We start from the raw sequence: 22,531 nt of genomic DNA, 5'->3' as shown, positions 1-22,531 counted from the left end.
CCGCGTCCGCACGGGCGTCCGGGCCGGTTGCTGCCGTGCCGTCGCGCTTTTCTTTTGAAACGGCCGCCTCTACCGTCGCGCCCAGGACCAAAGTCCAACAAACGGGAGAAAACAGATGAAAAAACTGCTGCTGGCCACTGTCGCGACTGCTGCGCTGGGCACGGGCGCCGCCGCCGAGGATGCCAAGATCGGCCTGTCGCTCGGGTTCACCGGACCGCTGGAATCGATGGCCCCGATGATGGCGCGTGGCGCGGAGCTTGCGATCAAGGAGGTGAACGAGTCCGGCAACTTCATGGACGGATCGCAGGTCACGTCGGTGCAGGCTGATAACACCTGCGCGGATGCGGCGGCATCGGTCGCGGCGGTCGAACGGCTGGTCACCTCGGAAAAGGTGAACGGCATCGTCGGGGGCATGTGCTCGGGCGAAACGATCGCCAGCCTTGAAAAGGTCGCCGTACCGAACGGCATGGTGATGATTTCACCGTCAGCCACGTCGCCCGCGCTCAGCGACATCGACGACAAGGGGTTCTTCTTCCGCACGTCCCCGTCAGACGCTCGCCAAGGTGAGGTGATGGCCGACATCATGATCGAACGGGGCGTGGAATCGGCGGCCGTCACCTACACGAACAACGACTACGGCAAGGGTCTGGCCGAGGCGTTCAAGCGCTTCTACGAGGAACGAGGCGGCAGCATCACCGTCATGGCCGCCCACGAGGACGGCAAGGGCGACTATTCGGCCGAGGTGGGCGCACTTGCCGCCGCAGGCGGTGACGCGCTGGTCGTCGCCGGCTATGTCGACCAGGGCGGATCGGGGATCGTGCGCGGGGCGCTGGATTCCGGCGCGTTCGAAACCTTCGTCTTTCCCGACGGCATGATCAGCCAGGCGCTGGTCGACCGCTTCGGCGCGGAGCTGGAAAATTCGTTCGGCCAGAACCCGTCGGCCGAGGGTGAGGGTCGCGACAGGTTCGTCGAGCTGGCGCAGACCGACGGATTCGAGGGAAGCTCGGCCTTTGCCGCGGAATCCTATGACGCCGCCGCGCTGATCATGCTGTCCATGCAGGCGGCCAAGTCCATCGACCCCAAGGTCTACAAGGACAAGGTCCTCGAGGTCGCCAACGCGCCGGGCGAAAAGATCATGCCGGGCGAGCTGGGCAAGGGGCTGGAGCTGCTGGCACAGGGCCAGGACATCGATTATGTGGGCGCGACTTCGGCCGAACTGGTGGGTGCGGGCGAGAGCGCCGGCGTCTACCGGGAAGTCGAGTTCAAGGGCGGTGAACTGAACACGGTCAAGACGCGCTGAACGTTCTGGACAGAACGGGCCGCCCGGCGTTGCGCCGGGCGCGCCCGACAACAAGAATACCGGCCCGGCGCCGGGCGGCGCTGCCACGATGCAGCGCGCAGGGGGAAGCATGATCCAGGTCCACGACCTGCACCGGCATTTCGGCGGGTTCCGGGCCGTCGACGGCGCCAGCCTGACCGTCGCGACCGGCTCGATCACCGGCCTGATCGGGCCCAATGGCGCGGGCAAGTCCACCCTGTTCAACGTGATCGCGGGGGTGCTGCCGCCGACCTCTGGCCGGGTGATGATGGACGGCGAGGACATCACCGGGCTGCCCCCGCACGAACTGTTCCACAAGGGATTGCTGCGCACCTTCCAGATGGCGCACGAGTTCAGTTCCATGACGGTGCGCGAGAACCTGATGATGGTTCCGGCCAGTCAGACCGGCGAGACCCTGTGGAACACTTGGTTGGCCCGCGGCCGCATCCGGCGCGAGGAACAGGCCCTGCGCGCCCGCGCCGACGAGGTGCTGGAGTTCCTGACCATCGGCCATCTCGCGGAGGAAAAGGCCGGCAACCTGTCCGGCGGCCAGAAGAAGCTGCTGGAACTCGGACGCTGCATGATGGTCGAGGCCAAGGTGGTGTTCCTGGACGAGGTCGGCGCCGGGGTGAACCGGACGCTGCTGGGGACCATCGGCGACGCCATCGTCCGGCTGAACCGCGAGCGCGGCTACACCTTCTGCGTCATCGAACACGACATGGATTTCATCGGAAAGCTGTGTGACCCGGTCATCGTGATGGCCGAGGGCAAGGTGCTGGCCGAAGGCCCGGCCGCCCACATCATGGAGAACGAGGCGGTGATCGAGGCGTATCTGGGCCGGGGACTGAAGAACAAGGCGACGGTGAACGCATGAGCGACGGGGCTCACGGCTTCGGCAACCGCGGCATGCGCGACCTGTCGGTGGTGAACCCGGCCGGTCGCGGGACCGTCGACGGGACGAGGTCGAGCGGCAGGGTCCACCCCGGCTCTGCCGAGGCGCCGTTTCTGGCCGCCCGTGACATGCGCGGCGGCTACGGCAAGGCCGACATCCTGAATGGCTGCACGATCACCGTGGACCAGGGGCAGATTGCCGTGATCGTGGGTCCGAACGGTGCCGGCAAGTCGACCGCGATGAAGGCGATCTTCGGCATGCTTGATCTGCGCGAGGGCAGCGTGCAGCTGGACGGACAGGACATCTCGGCCCTGAACCCGCAGGACCGGGTCCGGCGCGGCATGGGCTTCGTCCCGCAGACCAGCAATGTCTTTCCGTCGCTGACCGTCCAGGAAAACCTGGAAATGGGCGCGTATATCCGGGACGACGATTTTCGCCAGACCATGGATCAGGTCTACACGCTGTTCCCGGCGGTCGCCGAAAAGCGGTTGCAGCCTGCGGGAGAGCTGTCGGGCGGACAGCGCCAGCAGGTTGCGGTCGGGCGGGCGCTGATGACACAGCCGCGCCTGCTGATGCTGGACGAGCCGACCGCCGGCGTGTCGCCCATCGTGATGGACGAGCTGTTCGACCGGATCATCGAGATCGCGCGGACCGGCATCTCGATCCTGATGGTGGAACAGAACGCCCGGCAGGCGCTGGAGATCGCCGACCTCGGCTATGTGCTGGTGCAGGGGGCCAACCGCTATACCGACACGGGTGCCGCGCTGCTGGCCAATCCCGAAGTTCGCCGAACCTTTCTGGGGGGCTGAGCGATGCGGTCGTGCCCGATCACCGCCCACGCGGCCGGTCCCTGCCGCCGCATCAAGCGCAACACCGCCGCGACGGTCGCGGTCGACACATCCGAGGAGCACGGCCGATGGACATCCTGAATGCCCTGGTCGCGATCCTGAACTTCGTCATCATCCCGGCCACGGCCTACGGGGCGCAGCTGGCGATGGGGGCGCTGGGTGTGACGCTGATCTACGGAATCCTGCGGTTCTCGAACTTTGCGCATGGCGACACGATGGCATTCGGGACGGGGCTGGTCATCCTGCTGACCTGGGGATTGCAGGCGCTGGGGCTCAGCCTCGGGCCGCTGCCTACTGCGCTGCTGGCCCTGCCGGTGGCCATCGCGGGGACGGCGGCGCTGGTGTTGCTGACCGACCGGGTCGTCTATCGCTACTACCGCCAGGTCAAGGCCGATCCCATCGTTCTAGTCATGGCGTCCGTCGGGGTGATGTTCGTGATGAACGGTCTGACCCGGCTGCTGATCGGCGTGGACGAGATCCGGTTCGACGACGGCGCCCGATTCCTGATCTCGGTCTCGCAGTTCAAGGGATGGACGGGGCTGGACGAGGGCCTGGCCCTGCGCAGCACCCAGGCGATCACGCTGGTGGTGGCGGCGCTGGCCTGCTGGGCCCTGTTCCGTTTCCTGAACCGGAGCCGCGCCGGCAAAGCGATGCGGGCCTATTCGGACAACGAGGATCTGGCGCTGCTGTCGGGCATCGACCCGGAACGGGTGGTGCGGCTGACCTGGATCATCGCGACCGCTCTGGCCGTGGCCGCCGGAACGCTCTACGGGCTCGACAAGTCGTTCAAGGCCTTCAACTATTTCCAGATCCTGCTGCCGATCTTTGCCGCGGCGATCGTGGGCGGACTAGGCAACCCGGTGGGTGCGATCGCAGGCGGGTTCGTGATCGCGTATTCCGAGGTCGCGGTCACCTATCCGTGGAAGAAGATCGCCGGCTATCTGCTGCCGGACTGGCAGCCTGAGGGGCTGCTGCAACTGCTGTCCACCGAATACAAGTTCGCGGTCAGTTTCGTGATCCTGATCGTGGTACTGCTGTTCCGCCCCACGGGTCTTTTCCGCGGCAAGTCGGTCTGAAGGAGGCTGCGATGTCCACAACCCGTCAGGCCGAGTCCACCAGCCTGTGGCGCGCGCCCGCCCTGCTTGCCGTGCTCGTCTTCCTGTTCGTCCTCGAAGGCACGCTGTCGAACGCCTTCTTTTCCGGCAGCTGGAACAGCGCGCTCGGCATCCTGAACATGGGACTGCTGTCCGCGATCATGGCGCTGGGCGTGAACATCACCTGGGGGTATGCCGGGCTGTTCAACGCCGGTGTGGTGGGTTTTCTGGCGCTGGGCGGGCTGGCACCGGTGCTGGTCGCCACCCAGCCGGTACCCGGTGCGTGGGAAGCCGGCGGTCCGCGTGTGCTGCTGGCGCTGGCAGTCGGCCTGGGCACTCTGGTCGTCGCGACGCTGGTGGCAGCGCGGGTTCCCCGGGCTTGGCGATTCTGGGCGGCGCTGCTGATCATTTCCGTCGGCTACGTCGCTTACCGCGCCCTGTTCGACCCGGCCGTGATCGCGATCGAGGCGAACAATCCGGCGAAGGCCGGCAATATCGGCGGGCTGGGGCTGCCGGTGCTGCTCAGCTGGCCGGTCGGGGGGTTGCTGGCCGCGGGGGCCGCCTGGGGCGTCGGCAAGGTCGCGCTGGGGCTGCGATCAGACTATCTGGCCATCGCCACCCTGGGGATCGGCGAGATCATCGTGGCGGTGATGCGCAACGAGGGCTGGCTGGCGCGTGGTGTCCTGAACTTCAGCGGCATCCCGCGTCCCGTGCCCTACGAACTGGACCTGCAGGGGGATCCGGATTTCCAGGCGCGCGTGGCCGGCTGGGGAATGGATCTGGCGACCGCGTCGGGGATCTGGGTCAAGCTGGCCTATGCCGGACTGTTCCTCGTCATCGTTCTGCTTCTGATACTGCTCTCGGAACTCGCCCTGAAATCGCCTTGGGGGCGGATGATGCGTGCGATCCGCGACAACGAGGTCGCGGCCGAGGCGATGGGCAAGGACGTGACCCGCCGCCACCTGCAGGTCTTCGTGATCGGCGCCGCGGTGATCGGCATCGCCGGGGCGATGATGGTGACGCTCGACGGGCTGCTGAACCCGTCCGGCTACAATCCCCTGCGTTACACCTTCCTCGTGTGGGTCATGGTCATCGTCGGGGGGTCCGGCAACAACTGGGGCGCCGTGCTGGGTGCCGTGCTGATCTGGTTCCTGTGGATCAAGGCCGAGGTCTGGGGTCCCGCGGTGATGGCACTGGTCACGGCCCCGATGCCGGAGGGCGGGCTGCGATCGCACCTGATCGAAAGCGCGCCCCACATGCGCTTTCTGGCGATGGGACTGGTTCTGCTGCTGGTGCTGCGCTTTGCGCCGCGGGGGCTGATCCCCGAAAAATAGCCGGCGGATCGCCGGGCCGATTACAGATCGAGGCGCGCGCGGTCCCCCTCGGCAAACCGACGCAGCACCGCCGGATACAGCCGGTGTTCTGCGGCCAGCACGCGGGCCGCGAGCGTGTCGGGTGTGTCGTCTGGCAGCACGGGGACGCGCGCCTGACCCAGGATCGGCCCCACGTCCAGAACGGGGGTGACCAGATGAACGGTGCAGCCCGCCTCGCCGTCGCCGGCCGCAAGTGCCCGCGCATGGGTCTGCAGTCCCGTATAGCGCGGCAGCAGCGACGGGTGGATGTTCAGCATCCGTCCGGCAAACCGGTGGACAAAGCCGGGTGTCAGGATGCGCATGAACCCGGCGAGGCAGATGATGTCGGGCCGCGCCGCGAGCAACGGCGCCAGCAGTGCGGCCTCGAACGCCGCCCGGTCGCCACGAAAATCCCGGTGATCCACCGCCGCTGTCGGTACGCCAAGCGCGGCAGCGCGGTCCAGCCCAGCCGCAGCGGGATCATTCGAGGCGACGAGGACCGGACGGGCCGGATGCGCGCCCGTCATGCTTTCCACCAGGCGCGCCATGTTCGACCCGCCACCGGAGATCAGGATGGCGACGCGCTTCACCGCACCTGGCCGCGATACCCGACCCCCTCGCCCGGTCCGACATGGCCGAGCCTTACGATCGTCTCGCCGTGGTCAAGCAGCAGGTCCGTCAGCGCTGCGGCGCGATCCGCGGCCACCACGAGGACCATGCCGATCCCGGTGTTGAAGGTCTTCAGCATCTCGCCGTCCGCGATGTCGCCCGTGCGCGCCAGCCAGTCGAACACCGGCGGCACCGTCCAGGCGTCCAGATCGACCTGTGCGCCCAGGCCCTGTGGCAGGACCCGCGGCAGGTTTTCGGTCAGGCCGCCCCCGGTGATGTGGGCAGCGGCATGAACCCCGCCGGCGCGGATCGCCTCCAGCACCGGTCGCACATAGATGCGGGTGGGGGTTAGCAGCTGCTCGCCCAGGGATCCGGACCCGAACGGGCTGGGATCGTCCCACGCCAGTCCGGCCGCCTGCACCACCTTCCGTACCAGCGAGAATCCGTTGGAGTGAACCCCGTCGGACCGCAACCCCAGCAGCACATCGCCTTCGCTGACGCCCCGTGGCAGTGCACGGCCCCTTTCCAGCGCACCGACCGCGAAACCGGCCAGATCGAAATCCCCGGCCGCATACATGCCGGGCATCTCGGCCGTCTCGCCGCCGATCAGGGCGCAGCCGGCCTGCCGGCAGCCCACGGCGATGCCGTCGATGACCCGGGCAGCCTCGTTGACGCCGAGCTTTCCGGTCGCGAAGTAATCCAGAAAGAACAGCGGCTCGGCACCTTGGCAGATCAGGTCGTTGACGCACATTGCGACAAGGTCGATGCCGACCTGATCCACCGCGCCGGTATCGATCGCGATGCGCAGCTTGGTGCCGACCCCGTCGGTCGCCGCGACCAGCACCGGATCGTCATAGCCGGCCCCCCGCAGATCGAACAGCGCCCCGAACCCGCCCAGGCCGTCCATCACCCCCGGACGCCGTGTCGCCGCGGCCGCCGGCGTGATCCGATCCACCAGAGCGTTGCCCGCATCGATGTCGACGCCTGCGTCGCGATAGCTGATGCCCATGAACACGCCCCTTTCGGTCCGATGCCTGTGTCGCTGACCGCTTAGGCCAGTTTCACTTGACCCGCAAACCCGCATTTGCGACAGGCTTGGAACCGATCCCGGGCAGGATGCCTCACCCGGCGGGCCTGTAGCTCAATGGTTAGAGCAGGGCGCTCATAACGCCTTGGTTGGGGGTTCGAGTCCCTCCGGGCCTACCAGCCTACGCCATTCCTCCATTGCCTTGCGTCCAATCAAATTCGTGCGCTCGGCATTCAAAAATGCCGGGCGCCTCTCCATCTTTAGTTGGGTTGACAGATGTCCGCCCCGCGTCTTGAATCCCTACTCCGGCACAGCCCGGCAACCATCAAGAGGAGACCCCGATGGCTTGGACCAAACCCATCCTGAAGGAAATCGCCTGCGGCATGGAAATCAACATGTATGCCCCGGCCGAGGACGAACCGGTTCTGTTCTGACCTCCACGACACAGGGCGGCCCTGCCCGTGCGACGGGCCGGGCCGTACCCATCCGGGCGGTTGACTGATGCGCATCATCATCTTGGGTGCTGCCGCTGGCGGTGGCCTGCCCCAGTGGAATTGCGGATGCGCCAATTGCATCGCTGCGCGCCACGGGCGCATCCCGCCGATGACTCAGAGTTCGATGGCCGTCAGTTCTGACGGCGAGAACTGGGCGGTGATCAACGCCTCGCCCGACATTCGGGCGCAGCTCGCGGCGACACCGGCGCTGCATCCCACGGGTCCCCGGACCGTGCCGCTGCAGTCGGTGCTGGTGACAAACGGCGATATCGACCACGTCGCCGGGCTGCTCACCCTGCGCGAAAAGCAGGCTTTCGAGCTGTTCGCGACCGCGGCCATCCACGAGGTGCTGGCCGAGAACCCGATGTTCGCAGCTGTCGACACGGAACTCGTGCCTCGCCGCACGGTGGCGCTGGACACATCGTTCGGCCTGGCGGCGGGGCTCACCGCCAAGCTCTTTGCCGTCCCCGGCAAGGTGCCCCTTTATCTGGAGGGTGATGTTGTGGACACGGCGCTGGTCGGTGAGACGACGGTTGGCGTGGAGATCACGGCGGAGGGTCGCCGGGCGCTCTACATTCCCGGCTGCGCTGACCTGCCCGGATGGTTGCTGGAGCGCGTCGAGGGTGCGGATCTTCTGCTGTTCGACGGCACCCTGTGGTCGGACGACGAGATGATCACCGCCGGGCTGGGGGCCAAGACCGGGCGCCGCATGGGGCACATATCAGTCGGCGACCCGGACGGCAGCCTTGCCCGACTGGCAGACACACGACTGGGGCGGCGGGTCTTTGTCCACATCAACAACTCGAACCCCCTCTGTGACCCGGCCAGCCCCCAATCGGCCCGGGCGCAGGACGCCGGCTGGCAGATCGCCCGCGACGGGATGGAGATTTCGCTGTGAACGCACCATCAAGTTTGGCTGCCCCGCTGTCGCGAAACGCGTTCGAAGCGCGCCTGCGCCGCATCGGTGAGGAACGGTATCATGACCTGCACCCATTCCACCGACGGCTGCACGGGGGGGACTGCACCCCGGACGAGGTCCGTGCCTGGGTGATAAACCGCTGGCAGTATCAGTCCCGCATCCCCATGAAGGACGCGGCCTTCCTGTCGCGCGTCGTCGACGCCGATTTGCGCCGCCGCTGGCGATCCCGGATCGAGGACCATGACGGCGGCGTGGAGGAAGGGGGCGGCATCCGGCGCTGGCTGGCCCTGGCCCGGGCCGTGGGGCTGGACCCCGCTTACGTCGAAAGCGGCGTCGGCGTCCTGCCCGCGACCCGCTTTGCGGTTGACGCCTATGTCCGCTTCGTCCGTGACATGCCGCTGCTCGACGCGGTCGCCGCCAGCCTGACGGAGATGTTCGCCCCGAAGATCCACGCCGAACGGATCGAGGGCCTGCTGAAGCACTATGATTTCGCCGACGACACCAGCCTGTCGTATTTCCGCAATCGCCTGGCCGAGGCGCCCAAGGATGTGGCCTTCGGCCTGAACTGGGTTCTGGACCACGCCGACACGCTGGAGAAACAGGATGCGGCGGCCGCGGCGCTGACGTTCAAGACCGACGTGCTGTGGGCGCAGCTTGACGCGCTGTGGCACGCCTACGTCGAGGGTCATGTGCCGCCCGGCGCATGGCAGCCCGGAGAAGGGGTGCTGGCATGACAATGCAGACGCCGATCACCGCACCGGTACCGGACCCGCCCCTGGGGGACGACACGGTGCCTTATCTGCCGCGCGGCGTGAGACTGGCCCATGACCATGTGCGGGACATGCGCGTTCTGCTGGCCCCCGAACGGGCGCTGCAACTGGACCCGATCGGCGACGCGATCCTGTCGGCGCTGGACGGCCGCACGCTGGGACAGATCGTCGCCGACCTTGCCGCGACCTACGGCGCGCCGCCCGACCAGATTGCAGAAGACGTGCGCAGCTTCCTGCAGGGGCTGATCGACCGCCGCATCGTCTTCGTGAGGCACCCATGAACGTCCAGGTCCCGAATCTCGACTCGCCGCGCGATTTCCAGGGCAACCCGGTAACACCGGGACTGCCCATCGCCATGCTGGCGGAGGTGACGCACCGCTGCCCTCTGTCCTGCCCCTACTGCTCCAACCCCCTGGAGCTGGTGCGCGGGCAGGCGGAACTGTCTGCGGCCGAATGGGCCGACGTCTTCCGGCAGGCGGCCGCCTTGGGCGTGCTGCAGGTCCATGTCTCGGGCGGGGAGCCCGCCTCGCGGCGCGATCTGACGCAGATCGTGGCCGCCGCGCGCGACGCTGGACTTTACGTGAACCTCATCACTTCGGGGCTGGGATTGACGCTGGCGCGGCTGCGCGAACTTGACGAGGCTGGCGTCGACCATGTGCAGCTGTCGCTGCAAGGCGTCGGGCGCGACATGGCCGACCGGATCGGCGGCCTTTCCGGATCGTGGGACCGCAAGATGCAGGTGGCCCGCTGGGTGGGCGAGATCGGCTTTCCGCTGACCCTGAACGCTGTGGTTCATCTGCAAAACATGGAAAGCCTGCCCGAGATGATCGACTTGGCGTTGGACATGGGCGCCCGGCGGATCGAGGTCGCAACGGTCCAGTTCCATGGCTGGGCCGACCTGAACCGGCGCGCCCTGATGCCCACGCGCGAGCAGGCCGTGTTCGCCCGCAAGGTCGTGAACGAGGCGCGCGAGCGGCTGCGCGGGCGCATGGTCATCGACTACGTCCCCGCCGACCATCACGCGCAGTTCCCCAAGGCCTGCATGGGCGGCTGGGGCTCGACGGGGCTGAACGTCACGCCGGACGGGACCGTGCTGCCCTGCCACGCGGCGCAGACGATTCCGCAGTTGCAGTTCGACAACGTCCGCGACCGCGCCCTGGGCGATATCTGGACGAACGGCACGGCCTTCAACGCCTTTCGCGGCACCGCCTGGATGCCCGAACCCTGCGCGAGCTGTGACCGCAAGACGGTCGATTTCGGCGGCTGCCGCTGCCAGGCCATGGCAATCGCCGGCGATCCGGCCGTGACCGATCCGGTGTGCAGCCTGTCGCCGCTGAACGCCGATCTTCACGCCCAGCTGGACGCCGACGCCGCAGCCGCAGCCCCGGACGATCTCACCTATCGCCGCATGGGAAAGCAGAGCTGACGAGCATGCGGAGGCCGCGGAATGAAACCGCAGGTCTTGCGTCGCACAAGGTGGGCCGACGTGAATGCCGCCTGATCCGGCGGGTCGGCGGCGCCACGTCGGGTCTGTCGTCGCTGCCGACCTGGGTGCCGTGATCCCGGCTATTCAGCCGGTCCCTGCCTGCTCATCCTGAGCACCCCGACTTGCCGGCCGTCCATAGATCCGGCGATCCAGTGCGTGGCGCTCGGCCTCGGGGCGCCCGATCTCTTCCATGATCCGCCGTGCGCCCAGCAGATCGCCGCGTCGGCGCGCCCGCAGAAGTTGCACCCGCAGGAACGGGGACCACCGCGACCGCAGTCGGCGAAAGCCGCTTCGCGTCAGATCGGGGGCCAGCCGCCACAGGCCAACGCCCAAGCCGCCGAGCAACCCGGCAAGCGTCACGCCAGAGAGGAACGCGATCTGCCCTGCTCCGACCCGTCCGGTGGGCCTCTGACCTGTGTAGAAGCTGGCCAGTCCGATCGCGAGCGGCGGGATCTCGACGGCATCCAGCCGATGCTCCCGGGTGTTGAAAAAGGGGATCTTCACCGGATCCAGCATGCCCGGCTCGCCGGTATGGGGGCGGAACTGCCAGGTCCAGACGGCCTCGGCGACCGGACCCGCTTCCGTCAGGGTCAGCTTGCGTTCGACGGGCGCCGCAAAGGTAATCAGCCAGTTTTCCGAGACCACGGGACGCGGCGGCAGATGTTCCGGCAGGGCCCCCAAGGCCCTCAGACGGACCGTTCGGGTGACCAGCTGCCCGTCCGCCAGGCGCGCCGCATCGGTGGACACCTCGTCGGTCAGCTCCACCGCCCGCCCCGTCATGTGCCAGCCCTTCAAGGCCGGGAATTCGCCGACCGAGACGGCAAGGGGTCGCGCCTTCACGGTCACGTCCCTCCGCTGGCTCCTCAGGTCGATGACCGTCAGGCGGTGCTCGACGGGGCCGAACTGCAGGGTCCCGGCACGCCGTGGCCAGATCGCGATCCGCCGCTCGAACACGATCCATGGCAGTCCGTCGATCCGCTCCTCGTGCCAGTCATCGGGGTGGGTCTGGATCCAGTCGAACGCATCGGTCGGCGCAATTACCAGGTCCTCGTTGGCGATCTTGCGGTCATAGACGCCACGGATCGTCACCTCGATCATCTCGCCGACGACCGGGTTCCGGGTCTCGGTGATCAGGGTCAGCGACAGGTTTCCCTCGGCCCGCAGCGCCCCGGCCAGCGGCCCGAACAGCAGCAGCAGGATCAGCGTCAGGGTTCTTACCACGGATCGCCCTCCTCTGCCGCGACGAGGCCCAGCGACATGCGCCGCCTGTGCTCGGCCTCGAGCCGCATGTGGAGGAATTCGCCCGGATCATCGTTCAGGGCCTCGAGCCAGGCGGCATCGGCCACGCGCCGACCGGACTCCAGCTGCCGCCCCAGTCGCTTGATCTCGTCGACCGGCGAGCCGCCGGCCTCGGCAATGGCCTCGGCAGCGATCCGCCCAGCGGCATTGGCGCGACCGACATTCGGGGGAATCCGGGAATTGACCTCGTTGCGGTTCTCCCGCGCCTCGCTGTCGGCAGGATTGGCAAACAGCACGGCATCGAAATAGGCCCGGGACAGCGGCAGATCACCGGTTGCGGCCAGCGACAGGCCCCGGTTGTAGGTCGAGCCGCGCCCTGCCCGCCGGAACGCGTCATCCGCCGCTGCGTAATCCCCAGCCTGGTAGAGCGCGACGCCCTGAACCGCCGGATCCTGCAACAGCGGCGCGGCCAGACCCGGCAGCCCGAGCACCAGCATCAGCTTGGCCATGGCGGGCCGTCCCGCAACCAGCACGAGGGCCACGCCAGCGGCGGCGAGCAGACCCCGGATCAACGCTGCCTCCGAAACAGCGGCCAGAGCGCACCGAGCGCAAGAACAAGGATGAACGGGCCGAGGTCGCGAAAGGCATGCCCGGCCGTGCTCTCCTCGACCAGCCGGGCCGTACGTGCCCGGGCGATCCGGGCCATCAGATCCGGCACCGCGTCGCTGGCAAAGGCATCCCCGCCTCCGGCATTGGCCAGTTCGTCGAGCCCCGCCCTGTTTGCCGCGGGTGCCCCCTGCGCGGCCCGCGGCAACGCCAATGTCCAGACCCGCGCGCCATCGGTCTTCATCCGCGCAGCCTCCTCGATGGCACGGGGCGCGACGCCACCGCCATCCGACAACATCACCAGATCGGCGCCGCCCAGACCGTGCCCGTCCTCGGCTGCGAACAGATCCCGCGACAGCGACAGCGCGACGTCGGGCCGGCTGCCCGGCACCGGCAGTATGCCGCGGTCCAGCACTGCGACCAAGCCCTGAAGCGTTGCCGCATCTGTGGTCGGGGCCGATGCCAGATAGGCGTCCCCGGCATAAAGCAGCACGCCGACCGGGCGTCCCTCGGTCGCCGCAAGGATCTCTGCGGCACGGGATTTCAGCTCGTCCAGCACGGGCTGCTCGGCGACGACCGATGGCGAGAGATCCAGCATCAGGACCAGCGGGTCGAGTGCCCTGAACTCGGTCGCGCCCGGTCGCAGCACGGCCGGACCGGACAGCGCGATCGCCACCATGCCGGCAGCAATATAGGGAAGCAGCGCCATGCTGCGGCCGCCGCCTTCGACCAGCAGCCCCAGCCCCCGCAGCGCCTGCAGCATCGACGGCTCGACCAGCGACTCCCAGCCGCCCGCCGTGCCCTTGCGGCGCAGCCAGGCGAACAGTCCGATCAGCGGCAGCAGCGCCAGCAGCCAGAACGGCCGCAGGAGGACGAAGCCCGTCATGCCAGCCTTCGCCACAGCACCACGCCCAGCAGCAGCAACGCCGCCGCCGCGGGCCCCGGCCACAGCGCGCGCGCTACCGCGACCGGGGGCCGCGACGACGGGTTCGGCTCCAGCCGGTCCAGCGCCTCGGCCATTGCCTGAAGATCACGGGTGGAGCGCACGCGGAACGTCTGGCCACCCGACGCATCGGCGATCGCGCGCAGCGTCGCGACGTCCACCGCATCGCGAGCCGCGGGGCGTGTTTCCAGATCATCGGGGCCAAGCGCAACGCTATGGATCCGCACCTCCCGTTCGGCGGCGAGTTTCCCGACCTCGGCGGCGTCCACGAGATCGGCGGTGTCACGGCCGTCCGACAGCAGCACGATGACCTGGCTTTCGGCATCACCCGCCAGCATGCGTTTCAGCGCCAGGCCAAGCCCTTCGGAGATGTTGGTCGACCGCCCGGATATGCCGATCTCCGCCTCGTGCAGAGCGCGGGTCACCGCCGGCAGATCATGGGTCAGCGGTGCGGCGACATAGGCCCGGTCGGCAAAGACCACGAGCCCCATCCGGTCCCCGCGACGGGCCTCGATGAAGCTCTCCGCGACGCGCTTGACGGCGGCGAGCCGGGTCGTCGTCTGCCCGTCCAGCGCGAAATCCGGGGTGGCCATGCTGCCCGACATGTCCAGCGCGATCAGGATGTCGCGGCCCGATGCGCTTCGATCCTCGACCAGATCCAGCCGCTGCGGCCCGGCCAGCGCGAGCGCCAGAAGCCCCCACACGATCATCAACAGGACCTGCCCCCGTCGCCCGTCCGGGCCCGCACCGCGAACGCCGGCGCCGCGGATTCCGTCTGGCAGGATCATCGCGAGACCCGGCGCGGGCCTGGGCGGCAGCAGTCGGGCGAGCAGCGGCACCGCGAAGGCTAGCAGCATCCAGGGCGCGGCAAGCTGGATCACCTGCGGGTCCGCCCGCGGATCAGGTCCTCCAGCCTGGTCGGATCGGTGCCGCCCCGGCGGTAGAGCGCTGCCTTTATGTCGTCGGGCAGCGCGACGCCCCTGTCCCCGGCCAGCCGGGCCAGCGCCAGCAGCCGTTCCTGAGCGGGCAGAGACGCGGCACGTCGCAGCTGGTCGGACAGCACAGGCCGGGCCGGGCGGCGGGACAGCAGCGGGGCAGCAACTGTCAGGATCAGCGCGGCCAGCAGCAGACCAAGCCCCAGCGCCAGCGCCACATCCCAGATCGTCAGCTGGGTGAACGCCTCGGGCAGACGCGGGCCGTGCAGGGCGTCGACGATCTCGATGCTCATGTCGGCGCCCGATGGGTCGCCAGCCGCCGCACCTCCTGCCCGGGCGCAACCAGACGGGCTGCGCGCCGATCCCGGTCATCAGCCAGCGCGGCAAAGCTGGCCCAGCCGGCACCTGCATCACCCAGCACCGGCAAGGCCGCCCGGGGGGGCGTGGTTTCAAACGCATCTTCGACCAGCAGGATGCGCAGCGGACCGCGCGCGCGAAGCGCGGCCAGGGCGGCATCCAGATCCTCGCCCGGTCGGTCCAGCCCTGTCGCAAGCACGATTCCGGCGCCACGCGGCACATGCCGGCACACGGCGGCCAGATCGGGTGCGAGATCGCGTCTTCCATCCACCCCGCCCCGCGCCTGCCGCAGCACCCTGTCATGGGCGCGGGCGAACAGCCCTGCAACCCCCGCCATGCCGCGGTGCCGCGGCCGCGGCACCTGAACCTCGGGGCCCTGATCGGACAACACCACCGCGCCCACCGCCCCACCCGACAGGATCGCCCGCCAGCCGGCGATGACCAGCGCTTCCGCCGCGGCGACCGAGCGGAGGCGCGCCCTGGTCCCCCAGAGCATCGGCCGACGGAAATCGACGATCAGCATCAGGCTGCGTTCACGGTCCTCGTGAAAGCCCCGGATCTGCGGCATGCCGGTGCGGGCGGTCGCGGCGGCGTCCAGATGGCGCAGGTCGTCGCCTTCGACATAGGGGCGGATCTCGCGGATCTCGTGCCCCTGCCCCCGTTTGCGGGTGGCCGTGGTGCCCGGCCGTTCGGCAAGGCTCGCCAGTTCGCGCAGGTCCCGCGCGGCCTGCGGCTCGAGCGCCATCAGCGCCGCCGCGCTCAGCGTCGCCGGATCGGGCTTACCACGGCCGGACATGGGCCAGAAGCTGCGCCACCAGATCGCGGGACGACAGCCCTTCCGATGTTGCCCGCCAGCTGGGGATCAGGCGGTGGGACAGGACGTCGGCCGCCAGCGCCTCGACATCCTCGGGCAGCGCGTGATCGCGCCCCTTCAGCGCGGCACGGGCCCGGGCACAGGCCGCGAGAGCCAGGCTGCCGCGCGGCGAGACGGCATGTTCGACGAAACCCTCGAGCGGGCCGCCCGTGCTTTCGCGGGTGGCGACCACCAGCCGCACGATGAAATCCTTCAGCGCCGGCGCAAGATGGATGCCGGCCACCGCCCTGCGGGCAGCGCGGATCGCCTCGCCCCCCAGCTTCTCGGCCACCGGCGGCGGGGTTTGCGCCTGTCCCTCGGCTTCGACCAGATCCAGGATCGCCCGCTCTGCCGTCGCGCCCGGCAGGGCCAGATCCAGATGCAGCAGGAACCGGTCCAGCTGCGCCTCGGGCAGCGGGAAGGTGCCCTCGTGCTCGATGGAGTTCTGGGTTGCGACCACCATGAACGGATCGCTGAGCGTTCGCGTGGTGCCCCCGGCCGTGACCTGGGATTCGGCCATCGCCTCCAGCAGCGCGGACTGCACCTTGGGCGGGGCGCGATTGATCTCGTCCACCAGCACCAGTTCGTGAAAGATGGGTCCGGGCAGGAAGTCGAAGCGGCCACCATCGGGCCTGAACACCTGCGTTCCGGTGATGTCCGACGGCATCAGATCGGGGGTGCACTGGATCCGTGCGAAACTGCCGCTCAGCCCCGCCGCGAGGCGTTTGACGGCGCGGGTCTTGGCAAGACCGGGCGGCCCCTCGATCAGCACGTGCCCGCCGGCCAAAATGGCGGTCATCAGCCGTTCGACCAGGGTCTCGTGCCCCACCAGCCCCGCCTGCACTGATTGTGCGAGGCTGATCACCGGCGCCAGGGTTTGTTCCTGTGTCACGTTTGCTCCCTGCGAACCCCAGGTCCCGCACCCGGTGTTCGCAGGGATCGTGTCAGCCTTTCCCCTGCGCGGCCAGTTCTTCGGGCTCAGACTTTCGGCTGAGGTGACCCGGTGCCACAGTGCCTGTCGGGTCGTCACCTCAGAAGCAGATCATCTCGGCTTCGGCCTGGGCGCGGCGCAGGTCCGCCAGCACGTCGCGGATCGCGGGCGCGCCGCGGAACAGCGCGCCACGCTCGCCACCCCCCTGCCGCATCCGCAAGACGGTCTCGGCAGCGGTGTAGTCCTCGAACGGCAGGATCGAAGCGATCTGGTCGATCGAGCAGGCGCAGCGACGCAGCACATCCTGGCTCTGACCGTTCGCCGCCATGCAGCCAAAGACATACTCGGCACGGGCCTCGGTCGGATAGTCGTTGACCAGGCTCTCGCCGAAACTCGCAGCCGGGGCCGAAGCCACCAGCAGCGCCGCGACGGCCGAGCGGATCGGAAAGGCGGGCATCTCAGTCCTCCGAAACAAGTGTCATCGTCTCTCGGTAGCCGGTGGTGCCTGCGTCGGCGCTCAGCGCGAGAAGCCTGGCCGGATCGCCCGGATCGAGCCGCAAGCCGATCTGCAGATCCGCGAATGGTCCGAGGCGGGCGCGGTTCGGGTCCTGAGCGAAGGGGTGGATCAGGATTTCCGTCGGCCCACCCGCAGCCGCGAGCAGATCGGCGGCGACCAGCGTTTCGAGCATGCGGTTGCGCAGGTAGAACGGGCTGCCCCCGGTCGCGACGGCAAGGTTGCGCACCACGTTCTCCAGGAAGAACAGCAGCACGGGATTGCCGCCTGCTGCCGGAAAGCTGGCCATCGGCTGGCTTTCGCCCGGCTCCTCCGAACTCAGGACCAGCATCCCCGCGCCATCGGGCGCCAGCTTCAGTTCTGCGTCGTTGACGGCACTGGGTACGGGAAGGCCGCGTCCCGCGCCGGGCAGCGCGGTTCCATCAGGCTGCGGCACCGTGCGCTCGTGGCGGTAGCGCAGGGCGTCGCCCGCAGGCAGATCGGCCAGCAGCCCCGGCGCCATGATCAGGTCCGACAGCGGCCCCGCCACCGCCGGACCCGACCCGACGCTCAGCAGCAGCCCCAGCAGCAATCCTCGCATGCCGGCCTTGCAGGTCGCCGTGCGGCGGTCGATCATTCGTCATCCTCCATCAGAGACAGCACGAACCCCCTGCCCCGCAGCGTGCGGAGCTGAAGACCATAGGGCAGGAAGTTCCCGAGCTTGCGACGCAGATAGCCGAGGTAGACGTCGACCACGTTCTCGGTCGAACCGCCCTGCGGCGCCCAGATCCGGTCGAAGATCTCGCCGCGGGTCAGGACCACGCCCGGACTGCTCAGAAACAGCGTCAGCAGATCGCCTTCCCGCTCGCTCATCACGACGGGCTTGCCCGATCCGGTCGCCAGCCGGTTGCTCGGGTCATAGACCAGCCCGCCCAGCGTCATCATCACTGGCCTAGGCGCAGCACGGCGCAACTGCACCTCGAGCCGGGCGAGCAGTTCGGCCAGCTGGAACGGCTTGACGACATAGTCCTGCGCCCCGGCCTCCAGCCCCTCGGTCCGGTCCTCGATCCGGGTCAGCGCCGACAGCATGATCGCCGGAATCCGCACCCCCCGGTTTCGCAGATCGGTCAGCAGGCAGGCGCCGCTTTCCTCACCCAGCATCATGTCAATGATAGCCGCGTCGCAGGGTTTCGAGCTGATGAGCGACATCGCGGACTCGACGCATTCGGCCCGATCGGTCGTGTGCCCGGCCGAAGCCAGACCCCGTTCGAGCAGCGAGGCGATGTCGGGATCATCCTCGACCACGAGTATGTGGGCCATCACCCCTCCTCCCAGAGCGGCAGGCTCATCCGCAGGCGCAGCCCTTTCCCCGACTCCAGCGCGACGAGTTCGCCCCCCAGAGACGTCACGATCCAGTGCGCCAGCGCAAGCCCGACGCCAAACCCATCCGACGCACCGGATGTGCGACCGAAACGCTCGAAGATCCGCGCCTTCTCGGCAGCAACCAGGCCCGGCCCGTCATCCGCGATCTCGATCACTGCCCTGCTCCCCTCGGCCCGCGCGCTGATTCTGACGGCCGCCCCGCGGCCGGCGTATTTCGCGGCGTTCTCCAGAAATCCGGAAAAAACCTGGCGCAGCCAGTCGCCGTCGCCCGCCAGGACCAGCGGCGGCAGATCGCTGGTTACAGTCACTCCTGCGCGTTTCATGACAGGCGCCAGATCGGACCGCGCCAGCGCCACGGTCGCCGCAAGCTCCACCGGCCCCCGTGTCAGCTCAAGCTGGCCGCTTTCGGATCGCGCGATCCGCAGAAGATCCTCGATGCGGCGGAACAGCCGCTCGGCCCGGTTCCGCACAGTGTCAAAGGCGGCGCGCACCTGCGGATCGGGGTGGCCGGCCGCCAGTTCCGCTTCACCCATGATGACGGTAAGCGGCGTCCGCAGTTCGTGGCCGACATCGGCGAAAAGGCGGCGCCGCGTCGCGTCGACGCGCGCCAGCCGGGCATTGGCGGCCGACAGCGCGCGGGTCCGCTCCTCGACGATGGTCTCGAGCCGGGCATAGTCCTGCGCCAGATGCCGTCTCCTGCGATCGAGCCGCCGTGCCATCTGCCGCATCCGTGCAAACATCAGGCCCAGCTCGTCATGGCCGCGTGCTTCCGGCGGAAGTTGGCCGAGCGCCAGCCCTTCTGCGCCCCGCGTCGCATGGTCCAGGCGCACGAAAAGCGGCCGCAGCACCGCCATGTACAATCCGATGAGCACAAGGGGCGCAAGAATACCGATCCCCACGGCCGCCCAGGACATCGGCCGCGACAGATCGTCCATCCGATCCAGTGCCGCGTCGCGCCTGCGCATTTCCTGCTCGGCCTGGCCGGCGGCCAGGACGGGCGCCTGTGCGCCGTAAAAGGCGATCGCAGCCTCGGTGGTACGGCTGCCGGGCGGGCCCTTTTCCATGGCCGCCTGCAGCTGCAGGAACAACCCCCGCAGCCGCGCGAGGGTGCCCAACTGAGCGGCGCGCCGCGCCCGCTCGCGGGCATCGGGCGCAAGGGCCAGGTCCTCGGCGACCAGCCCGTCGAGATCCTGCAGCGTCTGAAGAACGGGCGCGGGATCGCGCTTGTAGCCCGCCCGCGCCACGTCGCTCATCAACCAGCCCAGCATCCAGTCGTTGACCTGGGCGCTGTGGGCGGCATAGCCGTCGGCCCGGCGCTGTGCCGCCATCGCGTCGGCCGCAAGGCTGCGGGTGCGCGCGAGGCCGTAGACCGCCATCCCCGCGGCCAGCACCGCCAGCAGGGCCAGACCTGCCGCCCCGAACCGGAGACGATCCCTCAGGCTGGGTCGGCAGAACGGCCGCCCAGGAACGGCGAGGTTCATCGGCATCCAGCCAGCGCCGTCCACAGGGCGCGGCGCAGATCGGTTTCCGCAACGGGCTTCTCCAACACCTCCACATCCAGGCCGCGCGCCTCCTGGCGGATGGCTTCGGCCCCTTCCGCCGAGACGATCAGCGCGGGCAGCCTCTCGCCCCGCTCGGCGCGCAGGGCGTGCAGCACGGCAATACCGGTTTCACCATTGTCGAGCCGGTAGTCCGTCAGCACCACATCGAGCGGTTCCGCCCGCGCCGCGCCAAGGGCGGCGTCGATGTCGCCGATGGTTCGGACCTCCATGCCCCAGCCGCCGAGCAGCATCGCATAGGCCCGCCGCATGCCCGGATCGTTCTCGACGACAAGGATCTTCACCCCCTGCAGATCGGCCGCCTCGTCATCCGACTGGGTCACACCCGGCATCTGCGCGACGTTTGCGGCAGAGGCACGCCTGAGCCCGATCCGGAAACGCGATCCCGTTCCGTGGTCCGACAGCAGCTCAAGCGGGTGGCCCAGCTGTTCGCAGGCGCGCCGTACGATCGAAAGCCCCAGACCCGTTCCCGGCTGCTTCGAGCGGGAGAGCCGCTCGAACTCGTTGAAGATCCGCGCCTGATCGATCTTGGCGATGCCCGGCCCCTGGTCGAGCACCTCCAGCCAGACCCGTGCCCCCTGGTGACGCAACCCTACCAGCACCTTCGCGCCGGATGTGTATTTCAGCGCGTTCGCAATCAAGTTTTGGGCAATCTGGCGCAGATAGACCGGGTCGCTCTCCACCGCGGCCCGTGTCGGCACGAAGCGCAGGTCGATGTGCCGCGACTCTGCCAGCGGCTGCATGTCGATCCGCAGGCGCCGGAACAGCCGGTCCATGGCGATCGGCGCGACATTCACCTGGAAGTTCTGGCTGTCCAGCCGCGAGATGTTCGACAGCGCCTGGATCAACTCCTCGGCGGAATCGATGGACGCGGTCAGATGCGAGACCAGATCCGACTGGGACCGATCCCGCGACAGTTCGGCCAGATGCGACAGGAACAGCTTCGCCGCGGAAAGCGGCTGCAGCAGATCGTGGCTGGCGGCATGCAGAAAGCGGGACTTGGCCCGATTGGCCTGATCGGCGGCCTCGCGTGCCAGGGCAAGCTCCGCATTGCTGGCGGCCAGTTCCTGCATTGTCCGTTCGAGGTCGCGATTGCGCGCCAGCACCTCGCGCTCCAGCACGGCCCGGGCACGGGTCAGGGCTCGCGCCGGTCCGCGCGCTTCCTCAATCCGCTCGATCCTCTGCATCAACGCGGCATTGATCCGCTCCAGCTTCTGGATCCGGCGTTCGAGCGGTTCGGCTGCAGGGTCCTGGGGTTCAGTCGCGCGTCTCATTCCGCTCATCATCCGGTCCGCGGTCCAGGAACGCGACTCCGACAAAGGTCTGGTTCACATGGATGCCGCCATGCTGCTCGCCGTAGGTGTTGAAGCCCGCGATCCGGAAGTCGCGGCACAGCTGGGCCACCGCGGGCTCCTCGCCGGCCTGTTCGATCGCGATGCGGCGCAGGATGCAGTCAAAGCCCAGGACCAGCTCGACCGGGCCCAGGCGTTCCATCCGGGTGCTGAACCCCTCGATCAGCCCCTGCGCCCGCCCGATCGAAAGCACCGCGCCAGTCTCGACCGAGGACATGAGCGTGAGCCCTCCCCCCGGCGTGACGCCGCTGATCGCCCGAACGTAATGCCGCCCGCGTGACCGTTCGAGAAGTGGATTGCGAGCAAAGGCACGTGGACCCAGATTCTCGACCGCCACGCCAATCTGTCGCGCGTATTCGGCGGCCGCAGGTTCGGCATCGATCTCGGTCAGCAGCCGGTTGTCCGGATCGGCCTCGGTCACGACCATTCGCGTGCCGACCGAATTGAAGTGGTCGAAGACTACTTCCTCCACCGCGAAATCGGTCGCGATCATGCAGAAGAGCGCACTTTCCGGACGACTCTCGCCATTCATTGCAAGCTGCGTCTGGCCGAAACGCAGCCCGTCGGCGGCGGACCCGCCCAGCACCAGAAGCTCCGGCAGGGCAGCGTCCACGGTCGCGGCGACAAGCTCCTCGCGGCCACTCATGCCGTCGATGAGCAGAAGCCCGAAACCCGACCAGCCGGCGGGGGCAGGCACCTGCACGGCCAGATCGCGCAGCGACACCATCCAGTCCAGCGCGAGATGCTGGCGCAGCCGCGACAGCCAGACGGCCTTTGCCCGGAACGACACCGCGGGAAAGCCTATGGCGATGACACCCTCATCGGCATAGCCGTCGAGGTCAAAGCCGCCCGCCGACGAGCAGCCCAGAACCAGACGATCCGGCCCGAAACCGGCGGACAGCTGCGCCGAGAGCGGTGCGACCTGCGCACCCTCGACCGCGAAGAACAGGACCAGGCTCGGGTCGAAGCCCGCCAGACCGGCGACGATTTGAGCGACGACATCGTCGATGTCGCCCTTCGCCGTCACAACCTGCGGACGGCGGATTGCTGCAGCATCCATGACCGGCACGA

Annotated in this window: 25 protein-coding genes and 1 tRNA gene; 11 read left to right on the top strand and 15 right to left on the bottom strand. The window is 68.5% G+C overall.

Annotation, left to right across the window (positions count from 1 at the left end):
- Positions 1 to 115 precede the first annotated feature (115 nt).
- The 5 genes from Q0938_RS05100 (at position 116) to Q0938_RS05080 (ending at position 5,486) form a co-directional block, all read left to right on the top strand.
- On the top strand, positions 116 to 1,300 hold the full coding sequence (locus Q0938_RS05100; protein WP_299359905.1) for an ABC transporter substrate-binding protein: 1,185 nt from the start codon (positions 116 to 118) through the stop codon (positions 1,298 to 1,300).
- Between the two features lie 109 nt (positions 1,301 to 1,409).
- Positions 1,410 to 2,192, top strand: a complete 783-nt coding sequence (locus Q0938_RS05095) for an ABC transporter ATP-binding protein (RefSeq protein ID WP_299359902.1) — start codon at positions 1,410 to 1,412, stop codon at positions 2,190 to 2,192.
- Complete coding sequence (locus Q0938_RS05090) at positions 2,189 to 3,019, top strand: ABC transporter ATP-binding protein (protein ID WP_299359900.1); 831 nt, start codon at positions 2,189 to 2,191, stop codon at positions 3,017 to 3,019. Before Q0938_RS05095 ends, Q0938_RS05090 begins: the two co-directional genes overlap by 4 nt.
- A gap of 107 nt (positions 3,020 to 3,126) precedes the next feature.
- Positions 3,127 to 4,134 carry a branched-chain amino acid ABC transporter permease gene (locus Q0938_RS05085; RefSeq protein ID WP_299359898.1) on the top strand — a complete coding sequence of 336 codons (1,008 nt, stop codon included), beginning with the start codon at positions 3,127 to 3,129 and terminating at the stop codon, positions 4,132 to 4,134.
- An 11-nt stretch (positions 4,135 to 4,145) separates the two neighbouring features.
- Positions 4,146 to 5,486, top strand: coding sequence for a branched-chain amino acid ABC transporter permease (locus Q0938_RS05080; protein ID WP_299359896.1), 1,341 nt, complete (start codon positions 4,146 to 4,148; stop codon positions 5,484 to 5,486).
- Positions 5,487 to 5,506: 20 nt separating this feature from the next.
- Here Q0938_RS05080 and purN read toward each other — a convergent pair whose 3' ends face one another.
- A complete protein-coding gene (gene purN, locus Q0938_RS05075) occupies positions 5,507 to 6,094 on the bottom strand; it encodes a phosphoribosylglycinamide formyltransferase (RefSeq protein WP_299359894.1) in 588 nt (195 codons plus the stop codon).
- Positions 6,091 to 7,122: a phosphoribosylformylglycinamidine cyclo-ligase gene (gene purM, locus Q0938_RS05070; RefSeq protein WP_299359892.1), complete on the bottom strand. Its 1,032-nt coding sequence runs from the start codon at positions 7,120 to 7,122 to the stop codon at positions 6,091 to 6,093. Before purM ends, purN begins: the two co-directional genes overlap by 4 nt.
- Positions 7,123 to 7,243: 121 nt before the next feature.
- On the opposite strand from purM, the gene Q0938_RS05065 reads away from it, so the two are divergent.
- The 6 genes from Q0938_RS05065 (at position 7,244) to pqqE (ending at position 10,749) form a co-directional block, all read left to right on the top strand.
- Positions 7,244 to 7,319 (top strand) — tRNA-Ile (locus Q0938_RS05065).
- Positions 7,320 to 7,481: 162 nt separating this feature from the next.
- Complete coding sequence (pqqA, locus tag Q0938_RS05060; RefSeq protein WP_043131127.1) at positions 7,482 to 7,574, top strand: pyrroloquinoline quinone precursor peptide PqqA; 93 nt, start codon at positions 7,482 to 7,484, stop codon at positions 7,572 to 7,574.
- A 67-nt stretch (positions 7,575 to 7,641) separates the two neighbouring features.
- Positions 7,642 to 8,532, top strand: a complete 891-nt coding sequence (gene pqqB / locus Q0938_RS05055; protein ID WP_299359889.1) for a pyrroloquinoline quinone biosynthesis protein PqqB — start codon at positions 7,642 to 7,644, stop codon at positions 8,530 to 8,532.
- On the top strand, positions 8,529 to 9,287 hold the full coding sequence (pqqC, locus tag Q0938_RS05050; RefSeq protein WP_299359887.1) for a pyrroloquinoline-quinone synthase PqqC: 759 nt from the start codon (positions 8,529 to 8,531) through the stop codon (positions 9,285 to 9,287). Before pqqB ends, pqqC begins: the two co-directional genes overlap by 4 nt.
- On the top strand, positions 9,284 to 9,604 hold the full coding sequence (pqqD, locus tag Q0938_RS05045) for a pyrroloquinoline quinone biosynthesis peptide chaperone PqqD (RefSeq protein WP_299359885.1): 321 nt from the start codon (positions 9,284 to 9,286) through the stop codon (positions 9,602 to 9,604). Before pqqC ends, pqqD begins: the two co-directional genes overlap by 4 nt.
- Complete coding sequence (pqqE, locus tag Q0938_RS05040) at positions 9,601 to 10,749, top strand: pyrroloquinoline quinone biosynthesis protein PqqE (protein ID WP_299359883.1); 1,149 nt, start codon at positions 9,601 to 9,603, stop codon at positions 10,747 to 10,749. The genes pqqD and pqqE overlap by 4 nt, the downstream gene beginning before the upstream one ends.
- A 144-nt stretch (positions 10,750 to 10,893) precedes the next feature.
- Here the strand turns inward: pqqE and Q0938_RS05035 are convergent, their stop codons facing one another.
- The 13 genes from Q0938_RS05035 to Q0938_RS04975 all read right to left on the bottom strand — a co-directional run bounded on the left by Q0938_RS05035 (position 10,894) and on the right by Q0938_RS04975 (position 22,520).
- Positions 10,894 to 12,030 carry a hypothetical protein gene (locus tag Q0938_RS05035; protein WP_299359881.1) on the bottom strand — a complete coding sequence of 379 codons (1,137 nt, stop codon included), beginning with the start codon at positions 12,028 to 12,030 and terminating at the stop codon, positions 10,894 to 10,896.
- The gene (locus Q0938_RS05030) at positions 12,024 to 12,620 is read right to left on the bottom strand and encodes a hypothetical protein (protein ID WP_299359879.1); all 597 of its coding nucleotides are present in this window, start codon (positions 12,618 to 12,620) and stop codon (positions 12,024 to 12,026) included. The genes Q0938_RS05035 and Q0938_RS05030 overlap by 7 nt, the downstream gene beginning before the upstream one ends.
- Positions 12,617 to 13,540, bottom strand: coding sequence for a VWA domain-containing protein (locus Q0938_RS05025; protein ID WP_299359877.1), 924 nt, complete (start codon positions 13,538 to 13,540; stop codon positions 12,617 to 12,619). The genes Q0938_RS05030 and Q0938_RS05025 overlap by 4 nt, the downstream gene beginning before the upstream one ends.
- On the bottom strand, positions 13,537 to 14,478 hold the full coding sequence (locus tag Q0938_RS05020) for a VWA domain-containing protein (RefSeq protein ID WP_299359875.1): 942 nt from the start codon (positions 14,476 to 14,478) through the stop codon (positions 13,537 to 13,539). Before Q0938_RS05020 ends, Q0938_RS05025 begins: the two co-directional genes overlap by 4 nt.
- Positions 14,475 to 14,825 (bottom strand): hypothetical protein, encoded by a 351-nt coding sequence (locus tag Q0938_RS05015; protein ID WP_299359873.1) that lies wholly within the window; start codon positions 14,823 to 14,825, stop codon positions 14,475 to 14,477. The genes Q0938_RS05020 and Q0938_RS05015 overlap by 4 nt, the downstream gene beginning before the upstream one ends.
- Positions 14,822 to 15,685 carry a DUF58 domain-containing protein gene (locus Q0938_RS05010; protein ID WP_299359871.1) on the bottom strand — a complete coding sequence of 288 codons (864 nt, stop codon included), beginning with the start codon at positions 15,683 to 15,685 and terminating at the stop codon, positions 14,822 to 14,824. The genes Q0938_RS05015 and Q0938_RS05010 overlap by 4 nt, the downstream gene beginning before the upstream one ends.
- Complete coding sequence (locus Q0938_RS05005; protein ID WP_299359869.1) at positions 15,669 to 16,634, bottom strand: MoxR family ATPase; 966 nt, start codon at positions 16,632 to 16,634, stop codon at positions 15,669 to 15,671. Before Q0938_RS05005 ends, Q0938_RS05010 begins: the two co-directional genes overlap by 17 nt.
- A gap of 139 nt (positions 16,635 to 16,773) precedes the next feature.
- Positions 16,774 to 17,130: a hypothetical protein gene (locus Q0938_RS05000; protein ID WP_299359866.1), complete on the bottom strand. Its 357-nt coding sequence runs from the start codon at positions 17,128 to 17,130 to the stop codon at positions 16,774 to 16,776.
- A 1-nt stretch (position 17,131) separates the two neighbouring features.
- Positions 17,132 to 17,803 (bottom strand): hypothetical protein, encoded by a 672-nt coding sequence (locus tag Q0938_RS04995; RefSeq protein ID WP_299359864.1) that lies wholly within the window; start codon positions 17,801 to 17,803, stop codon positions 17,132 to 17,134.
- Positions 17,800 to 18,486: a response regulator transcription factor gene (locus Q0938_RS04990; protein WP_299359862.1), complete on the bottom strand. Its 687-nt coding sequence runs from the start codon at positions 18,484 to 18,486 to the stop codon at positions 17,800 to 17,802. The genes Q0938_RS04995 and Q0938_RS04990 overlap by 4 nt, the downstream gene beginning before the upstream one ends.
- Positions 18,486 to 20,030, bottom strand: a complete 1,545-nt coding sequence (locus Q0938_RS04985) for a sensor histidine kinase (RefSeq protein ID WP_299359860.1) — start codon at positions 20,028 to 20,030, stop codon at positions 18,486 to 18,488. Before Q0938_RS04985 ends, Q0938_RS04990 begins: the two co-directional genes overlap by 1 nt.
- Positions 20,027 to 21,382 (bottom strand): hybrid sensor histidine kinase/response regulator, encoded by a 1,356-nt coding sequence (locus tag Q0938_RS04980; RefSeq protein ID WP_299359858.1) that lies wholly within the window; start codon positions 21,380 to 21,382, stop codon positions 20,027 to 20,029. The genes Q0938_RS04985 and Q0938_RS04980 overlap by 4 nt, the downstream gene beginning before the upstream one ends.
- Complete coding sequence (locus tag Q0938_RS04975; RefSeq protein ID WP_299359856.1) at positions 21,366 to 22,520, bottom strand: FIST N-terminal domain-containing protein; 1,155 nt, start codon at positions 22,518 to 22,520, stop codon at positions 21,366 to 21,368. Before Q0938_RS04975 ends, Q0938_RS04980 begins: the two co-directional genes overlap by 17 nt.
- Between the last annotated feature and the right edge of the window lie 11 nt (positions 22,521 to 22,531).

Origin of the sequence: uncultured Paracoccus sp. (assembly GCF_947496875.1) — a bacterium.
In the GTDB taxonomy this organism is placed as follows: Bacteria; Pseudomonadota; Alphaproteobacteria; order Rhodobacterales; family Rhodobacteraceae; genus Paracoccus.
This window is presented reverse-complemented; position numbering and strand designations above follow the sequence as displayed.